Raw genomic sequence first — 8,527 nt, forward strand, 5'->3', positions numbered from 1 at the left:
AACACTGATAACTTCGACGCAGAGGATGAAATGTTTGCCTCTTGAAATGATAACTTCACGACTCCAAATAAAAACTTCAGCAGCCGAAATGAAAACTTCCGCACGCAGAAAAGCCCGGGAGCGCATCGGCTCCCGGGCTTCTCTTTGCTTCTATATTACGACCATCTGGAGGTGACCATTTTGCGGCGCGTATAGAAGTTAACGCCGTCCATGCCGTTTGCATGCAGATCTCCGTAAAATGATTTTTTCCAGCCGGAGAACGGGAAGAAGGCCATCGGCGCTGGTACGTTGACGTTCACGCCGAGCATGCCGACTTCGATGTCCTCTCGGTATTCGCGTACGGCAGCCCCGCTTGTGGTGTACAGCACGGAGCCGTTTCCGAACTCGGATCGGTTCGTGAATTCGATCGCTTCTGTCAAATTCTTCACGCGTACGATCGAGAGGACGGGAGCGAAAATTTCTTTCTCCCATACTTTCATATCAGACGACACGTGGTCAAAGATAGTAGCACCAAGGAAAAAGCCAGGCGGCAGCTCGCTCTTCACATCTTCCCTGCCATCGCGGACGAGCTTAGCGCCTTCTGCGACACCCTCTTCGATAGCCTGGTGGACACGCTCCAGGTGCGTGTCGCGGATGACCGGACCGAGGTTCACGTCTTTTTTCAGCCCATCACCGAGCTTCAGCTGATCCGCGGCTTCAATGAGGCGGTTGACGACGTCGTCGGCTACGTCCTCTGTGACAACGACGACAGCTGTTGCCATGCAGCGCTGGCCCGCACTGCCAAACGCTCCGCCGATGATGCCTTCAATTGTTTTATCCATCTCAGCATCGCCGAGGACGATGGAGTGGTTCTTCGCTCCGGCCAGCGCCTGAACGCGTTTTCCGTATCTCGTACCAGTTGAATACACGTACTCCGCTACCGGCTGCGAACCTACGAACGAGATCGCATCGACTTCGTCATGTTCCAGCAGGCCGTTTACGACATCGTGCGCACCGTGTACGATGTTGAGCACACCTTTCGGGAGACCCGCTTCCATAAACAGCTCAACAAGTCGTTCGGCAAGGAGTGGCGTCTGCTCGGACGGCTTCATGACAAATGAGTTGCCGCATGCAATCGCGAGCGGGAACATCCAGCACGGCACCATCATCGGGAAGTTGAATGGCGTAATGCCGCCAACGACACCGACCGGATAACGGTACATGCTCGATTCAATGTTTGTCGCAATTTCCGGAAGTACTTCACCCTTCATTAAATGCGGGGCGCCTGACGCGAATTCTACACACTCAATTCCGCGCAGCACTTCCCCATAGGCATCTTCGTAAGTCTTGCCGTTTTCGATCGTAATCAATTCAGCGAGCTCTTCGTAATGCTCCATCAGCAGCTGATGATACTTATAAAAAATACGGGACCGCTTCGGCACCGGTGTTTTTTTCCACAGCTTATACGCTTCCCTCGCGTTGTTCACTGCTTTATCAACGTCTTCTTTCGTGGATAGCGGAACGCGTGCAATTTCTTCTCCTGTTGCCGGATTTGGAACAGACTGATACTGATCGGTCGTGGATTCCACCCATTCTCCATTAATGAAGTTTTTCAACTGCTTTGCTGTTTGTACAGTCATGATTTATTCCTCCTTATTGGTTTTGCAGGCTTGCATACTGAAAGTCATATGCTTCTTTATACAGGTCGATAATTTCTTCTTTTGTCGGCACTTTCGGGTTGTTTGCGGGGCTGCCGCTGTCGAGTGCATCAGACGCCATTTTATCAAGCACGCTCTGAAACTTATCTGCTTCCACACCCCACGCCTTCAAATTTGGTATAGAGAGCGCTTCGCACAGATGAAGAATTTCGGATACGACGTAATCAGCCGCCTCTGCATCGGTTGCTGCATCCAGCTCGGCAGATACGTAGCGGCCGATTTCCGCGAGGCGGTCCGTGCAGCTCTCTTTGGCGTAGTTTAACAGCACCGGCAGCAGCATCGCATTGGAAATGCCGTGCGGCACGTGGAAAAGCGCGCCGATCGGACGCGACATGCCGTGAACGAGACAGACCGATGAATTGGAAAAGGCCATTCCTGCCTGCATGGAGCCGTAAATCATATGATCACGGGCTTCGATATCCTTGCCGTTTTCAAACGCCTTCGGCAGATAGAGCATGATTCGTTTAATCGCAGAAAGCGCCAGCGCATCGGTAAACGCATGTGCTTTTCTGGAAATGAACGCTTCAACTGCATGCGTGAGCGCATCGACACCGGTAGCAGCAGTGATGCTTTTCGGAGAGGATACAGTCAAATACGGATCGACGATCGCTTTTTCCGGCATGAATGCCGGCTGCTTTATCATCATTTTTACGTCAGTGCGCGTATTCGTAATCACGGTGACATCAGTCGCTTCCGAGCCTGTTCCACCCGTCGTTGGAATCGCGGTCAGCGGTAAGGGCGCCTTAGCTGCGAGTGTTTTTCCGCCCATGTAGTCACTGATATCTCCTTTATTTGTCGCAAGCACCGCGACCGCTTTGGCCGTATCGATGCAGCTCCCGCCTCCAAGCGCGATCACCTGATCACACTGATGATCCTGAATGAGCTGCAGCGCTTCCGCTACGTAGACGTCCGTCGGCTCCGATGCGACGCCGAGATAGTCGGTGCAGGCAACGTCTGCTTCTCGAAGAAAGGCGTGGCATTCCTCTACGTAGCCCAGTTTTTTCATGACTTCATCGCTGATCAGCAGGACACGTGAGCCGGACTTAGCTGCTTCTGTGCCGATGGCTGAAAAGCTGTTTTCTCCATATAAAATGCTTTTGGGTAAGTGTACCGTTGAATATCCCAAAGATAGACCTCCTTTTCTTTTCTCATGTTCTATAGAGATGCAAAAGCCATGCCAACTTTTCCTCTGCATCATTGTAAGCGGTTTTATGTGAAAGCGTATTCATTTATCAACGAGTGTAGCGAAACAGTGTAGATTTATCGCTACACTTCAATGCTGTAACGCTTGATCTTTTTATGAAGCGTCGTTCTGTGAATACCGAGCTGCTCTGCTGCTTTCGTTTTGTTGCCGCCTGCTTCTTCCAACACAGTTTCTATCATACTTTTTTCGCGGCTTTCCTTCCTCTCATGCAGCATCGCTTTTGGCTCCTGCTCCGCTGCAGCCTGCACGGCATGCGGCAAATCATGCACCTCGACCGCCGTGCCGTCGGCAAGCGTCAGCACCTGCTCCAAGACATTCACTAGCTCACGGATATTTCCCGGCCATTCATAGCTTCTCAGCTTCTGCATCGCTTCTTTCGTGAACGTTTTCTGCTCCAGACTGTGCTTGTAGGCGAGCTTCGGAATGTAGTGCTGCACGAGCGCAGGTATGTCTTCCTTTCGTTCACGAAGCGTCGGCAGCTCCAGTTGAATGACGTTTAAACGGTAATACAGATCCTTTCGAAACGTGCCTTCCTCCACCTTTTTCAGCAGGTTTTGATTGGTTGCCGTAATAATGCGGACGTCGAGCTGGATCATCTGGCTGCCGCCAACACGCACAACGGCTTCCTCCTCCAGCACGCGCAAAATTTTCGTCTGCATATGCAGCGGCATATCTCCAATTTCATCGAGAAACAGCGTTCCTTTATGCGCCTGTTCAAATTTACCGCTCTGCCCGCCTTTTTTCGCACCGGTAAATGATCCTTCCTCAAAGCCGAACAGCTCGGCTTCCAACAGCTGATCCGGTATCGCCGCACAGTTTATGCTCACATACGGTCCTTTCGCACGTGGACTCATATTGCGGATCGCTTTTGCAAATACTTCTTTTCCAGTGCCGCTTTCGCCGGTAATCATCACCGTCGCTTTCGTACGCGACGCTTTTCTGGCCCGGCTTTTCATCATCTGAATCGCATGACTTTCCCCAACCATATTTTCAAACGTGACGTCTTCATATTCAGGTGCTGCCTTTGCCGTTTCAGCAAGCGTTTTTCCCTCCGCTTCCTGCTCCAATATGTGATACAGCTCGGACACCCCTTCAAAAATCAGCATGCCAATCGCACCGGTGATCTCGTCGCCACGCCAGATCGGTATCCGGTGCACGATCATTTTCTGACCCTGAATCACCTGCGTCTGTGCACGCTCCGGAATTCCGGTTTCAACGACGCGGTGAAGCTGCGTATTGTCGATGACGTCTGTAACTGCTCGCCCGATTACCTCTGCTTCAGGCGTGATGCCGAGAAAGCTGCGGTAGGCATCATTCATATGCACGATGTTCGCGTGCTGATCGACGACGGCGATGCCCTCGTACGCCGTTTCAAACACGACCTGCAGAATTTCTTCATTCAGACGGCTTTCTGCTCGTAGCCGCTGCAGGTCACGAAGCACCGTATCCCGCTTCAGCAGTCCGGCAATTTGCCCGTTACGGCGGACAAGCGCAGCCGTTTCTTCTGGAGGAAACGTCGAAAGCGGATCATGATCCTCAATGAAAACAGGCTCTTTTACATACGCATCGGGAATCGGGTTATCAGGTTCCACACGATCCCGCTCGGCTTTACGCAGACGTTCTGGCGTAAGCATTCCGCGGACTACACCAGCTTCATCTGTCAGCACGACAAAACCGGTCCCGGATTCAGAAATCAATTGCCGAAATGGAACGTCCTCAGGCAGGACGCTGATTTTTTCTATATAAGAGGTTGAAAGCTGGTTATTGACTCTCACGATTATCGCTCCTTTCTGATTACACTCTAAACATTTTGCAAAATTGGCATTTATCTTGCATGACTAACAAGGTGGGGCTGAACGATTTTTTTGTAACCGCTCTCACTATTATGAAGGAGGCTGCTTCATCATGCTTGGAATTTTATTAGGATTAATTACGATCATGGTCCTCGCCTATCTCGGCTGGTCCATCATCTGGGTGGCACCTATCGCAGCCGGTATTGTCGCTCTAACCGGAGGACTCGACCTGCTCGATGCCTATCGCGATACATATATGGGCGGGTTTGTCGGATTTGCACAGGATTGGTTTCCGGTCTTTATGCTCGGTGCCATTTTCGGAAAGCTGATGGACGTCACCGGAATGTCACGCTCTGTCGCAACGGCGATTACGAAAACGATCGGCGTCAAACGGGCCATTCTCGGTGTCGTCTTGTCTGCTGCAGCTTTAACCTACGGAGGCGTGAGCCTTTTCGTCGTCGTGTTCGCCGTCTATCCGCTCGCTCTCCCTTTATTCCGCGAGGCAAACATACCGAGGCGCCTGATTCCGCCGACGATTGCACTCGGCGCACTGACGTTTACGATGACGGCGCTGCCCGGTTCGCCGCAAATCCAGAACCTGATTCCAACCGGCTACTATGGCACAAATGCGATGGCCGGTCCTGTAATGGGGTTAACAGCAGCGGCAGTGATGATGTTCGGCGGGTATTTTTACCTCCGCTGGCGCGAACAGAAGCTGCGTGAAGCGGGAGAGGTGTATACCGAGCCGAAGGAAAAACAGAAAAAAGCCGATGGAGAGATGCCGAGCATTCTTTTATCCTTTGTTCCTCTCGCACTCGTTATACTCACGCTGAACGTGTTCGGCTGGGACATCGTCGTCGCTCTTCTGACGGGGATCGCCACCATTCTTCTATTTAACATCTCAAAATACGCGTCATTCGTGCAAGCCGTGAACGAAGGCGCCGGCGGCTCTGTAGTGGCGATCATTAACACAAGCGCCGCTGTCGGATTCGGAACGGTTGTGCAGGCAGTTCCGGGTTTTGATCGGCTGTCCGAGCTTGTCATGGGCATCCCCGGCAATCCGCTCATCTCCCAGGCCGTTGCCGTTAACCTGATGGCAGGCGCAACCGGTTCTGCCTCAGGCGGGATGGGCATTGCCCTTGAAGCGCTTGGCGCCCAGTATTTGGAGATGGCCAATCAGGCGGGCATTCCGCCGGAAGCGTTTCACCGCGTTGCTTCGATTGCGTCAGGTGGTTTAGACGCCCTGCCGCATAACGGCGCTGTACTGACGCTATTGGCAGTTACCGGCATGACGCATAAAGACAGCTATAAAGACATCTTCGTCGTAGCTGCCGCGATCCCGGTCGTATCGGTCGTGTTTGCGATTGGCGTGTATATGATCGGCTTGTTGTAAAATGATAGCAGCGCTGCTCATCTTTCCCGGAACAAATCGATGTAAAACAGCTTTTCAAAAGCACCGTTGTCTGACAGGCAGCGGTGCTTTTATTCATGCTTTTTTTAGACAGCAGGTACGGTCTCCCATAAACTTATGTCACGAATGCACGGATCGCTTCCGGGCACCGGAAGCTTCCTTAAGAAGGGTGTTGCTTGGGAAAGTGTTCATCTTTTCTGGCAAAATCATTAACTTCTTAAGGAAGATGTTCAACTTTTCAGGTGAAAGCTTTAACTTCGGCATCTAACTGTTTACGAGCATCAACTTCGAACTGCTATAACGAAGAAACGTTCATCTGGCGGACGGAAACGTTTATCTTCTCTAGAAAATGTTCAACTTTTCCGACTGAAGCAGATTGCTTCCGGGGTCCGGAAGCTTCCTTTTAGGATCTTGATAAGTTGGCGGCACCAAATGAAAAGTTGGCTCGGTCAACTAATAACTTTTTCGCTATATAGAACGCGAATTGATAACACTGATAACTTCGACGCAGAGGATGAAATGTTTGCCTCAACATTTAATAACTTTCCCTCCCCAAATGAAAACTTCGTGAGCCGGAATGAAAACTTTCGCGTTACTTCGTCCCTTTCATTTCGCCATGCAAAAAAACTCAGGAGCACATTGGCTCCTGAGTTTTTCATAGGAGAACAGAGATCTCCTTTGCAGATTGGTCGCGGTGACGTTTAAAATCGAATAAGTAGAGTGACTAGTAGAGTGAGTAAGAGTATTGAATCTGCTGTATGCTGTTGTACGGCTGCGAACCGGTTTATGCAAATGTTCCCTTCAGCTTCTCGGTCACAGGTGACGTCGCTTCTTCTGTCGACGCTTGTCTTACCTGCCACTCCATGGACGGCCGGATTGATTTGTTCAGCGCTGCTGCCATCAATTCCGCTTCTTCCTTCGTGTCGAAAACCTTCGGAATGTCCAACCCAGTATGAGTCAGTATTTCATCCGTTCCCCATCTGATACGAAAAAGAATATACATGGTATCCCCTCCAAACGATGAGTATACGTTTATAATAGTTGGAAGCTGGAAGAAAGAAAAGTAAATCTTTCCTAATACATAATTTTACACAAAAATAACGTTTATTATGAATAAAACCATTAAAAGAATCGAATAATCATCTATGTAACTAGGTTTAAATATCTATTCGTTGCCAATATTGGGGTTGCTTTCGTATGAATCACGCAAAAAAGCGAATATAATTTTCATTTTACAGGAATTTACGTACTATCAGCACACATGAAGGAGGGTTTATAGTGAGCCGTTTACTAAGAGGCATTACACCGCTGTTTGCGGTCGTTATGATCGTCGGCGCTGCCATTTATTTTATTTACACAACGACGCAGGAGCATCCGATCGGCGGACCTGCACAGGTTGCTGTCGACATCCTGATTCTCGTCGTTCTTGCCCTTGGATTAGGGTCATTGCTATTTGCGAAAGTTTCAAAAGAAGAAGGCACGATGAAGCCGGTTAAAGAAGGCCGCGCTGAAACAGATGAGGAAAAGGCAGACGTTACGCACGATAAAGATAATGAGAATCGATAGCGATATTAAAAAGCTGCTGCCGTTTAATTGGCAGCAGCTTTTTTTAGGATTGCCTGCTCTCCAGCTTTCGGCAGGCTTCAAACACTTCCTGATAGTGAGCGTCATTCTCGGCATCAAACGCTTCATTCCGATAGGCGAGCGTCCCGTCCCTGTGAATCAAGAAGCAGGCACGGCTGGATACTTCATCCTCCGGGTCGAGCACACCAAAGTCACGCGCTGTTGTTTTATGCCAGTCGGCTAACAGCGGATACGGAAGCGTCCCGAGCGTAGCTTCAAATACGTTTTGCGTGTACATATGATCGACGCTGATCCCTAGCACTTCAATCTGGCGTTCGTCAAAAAAATCGTAGGCCTCTTTCCAAGAGGTCAATTCTCTGATTCAGCCAGGGGTGAAGGCAAGCGGAAAAAACACGAGCAGCACATGCTTCTCCCCCATATAATCGGAAAGTGACATGCTTTTCCTCTTTGTGGACGGCAGCGTAAATTCCGGAACACGTTTTCCTTCTGATACTGTCATTTGATCACCTGCTTTCTAGTTGTCCCTATCGCCTCTGCTACCCACAATTTGCAAAGCGTTAACCTCCATTGCCAACATTAAGCCTAAAGCAGCAACTAAAAAAATGTTGTGAAACTCTCCCTGCTAAAGCCACCTGTCTTTTTTGAGCCTTAAGGGGTCCCGTCAGGAAAATGCGGATTTACAACGTTAAGCTTATTTTCCTGACCCCGAGCTCGACAGTTACTAGGTAAACGAAATGCCTGGGAACCCTACTAAGACAAGGGTTCTCAGGCATTTTTGAATACACCAGACGTGTTACTAGGAATTCGCCTGGAGATCGAGGATATTGGGAGGAGGCTT

General features: G+C 50.0%; 7 protein-coding genes. 2 read left to right on the plus strand and 5 right to left on the minus strand.

What is annotated here, in order from left to right; genetic code table 11:
- Positions 1–155: 155 nt before the first annotated feature.
- The 3 genes from HCN83_RS12935 to HCN83_RS12945 all read right to left on the minus strand — a co-directional run bounded on the left by HCN83_RS12935 (position 156) and on the right by HCN83_RS12945 (position 4,676).
- Positions 156–1,619, minus strand: a complete 1,464-nt coding sequence (locus HCN83_RS12935) for a CoA-acylating methylmalonate-semialdehyde dehydrogenase (protein ID WP_168007984.1) — start codon at positions 1,617–1,619, stop codon at positions 156–158.
- 13 nt (positions 1,620–1,632) lie between these two features.
- Positions 1,633–2,823: an iron-containing alcohol dehydrogenase gene (locus HCN83_RS12940; protein WP_246238228.1), complete on the minus strand. Its 1,191-nt coding sequence runs from the start codon at positions 2,821–2,823 to the stop codon at positions 1,633–1,635.
- Positions 2,824–2,963: 140 nt separating this feature from the next.
- The gene (locus HCN83_RS12945) at positions 2,964–4,676 is read right to left on the minus strand and encodes a sigma-54 interaction domain-containing protein (protein WP_343033729.1); all 1,713 of its coding nucleotides are present in this window, start codon (positions 4,674–4,676) and stop codon (positions 2,964–2,966) included.
- Between the two features lie 130 nt (positions 4,677–4,806).
- Here HCN83_RS12945 and HCN83_RS12950 point away from each other — a divergent pair, with 130 nt between their 5' ends.
- A complete protein-coding gene (locus tag HCN83_RS12950; protein WP_168007986.1) occupies positions 4,807–6,087 on the plus strand; it encodes a GntP family permease in 1,281 nt (426 codons plus the stop codon).
- An 802-nt stretch (positions 6,088–6,889) separates the two neighbouring features.
- Here HCN83_RS12950 and HCN83_RS12955 read toward each other — a convergent pair.
- Positions 6,890–7,108 (minus strand): hypothetical protein, encoded by a 219-nt coding sequence (locus tag HCN83_RS12955; protein WP_168007988.1) that lies wholly within the window; start codon positions 7,106–7,108, stop codon positions 6,890–6,892.
- A 275-nt stretch (positions 7,109–7,383) separates the two neighbouring features.
- Between HCN83_RS12955 and HCN83_RS12960 the strand changes: the two genes are divergently transcribed.
- On the plus strand, positions 7,384–7,671 hold the full coding sequence (locus HCN83_RS12960; protein ID WP_168007989.1) for a hypothetical protein: 288 nt from the start codon (positions 7,384–7,386) through the stop codon (positions 7,669–7,671).
- A gap of 43 nt (positions 7,672–7,714) precedes the next feature.
- On the opposite strand, the gene HCN83_RS12965 is transcribed toward HCN83_RS12960, so the two are convergent.
- Positions 7,715–8,188, minus strand: a complete 474-nt coding sequence (locus HCN83_RS12965; RefSeq protein ID WP_281351736.1) for a redoxin domain-containing protein — start codon at positions 8,186–8,188, stop codon at positions 7,715–7,717.
- Positions 8,189–8,527 lie beyond the last annotated feature (339 nt).

Source organism: Alkalicoccus luteus (genome assembly GCF_012034335.1).
Lineage (GTDB): Bacteria > Bacillota > Bacilli > Bacillales > Salisediminibacteriaceae > Alkalicoccus > Alkalicoccus luteus_A.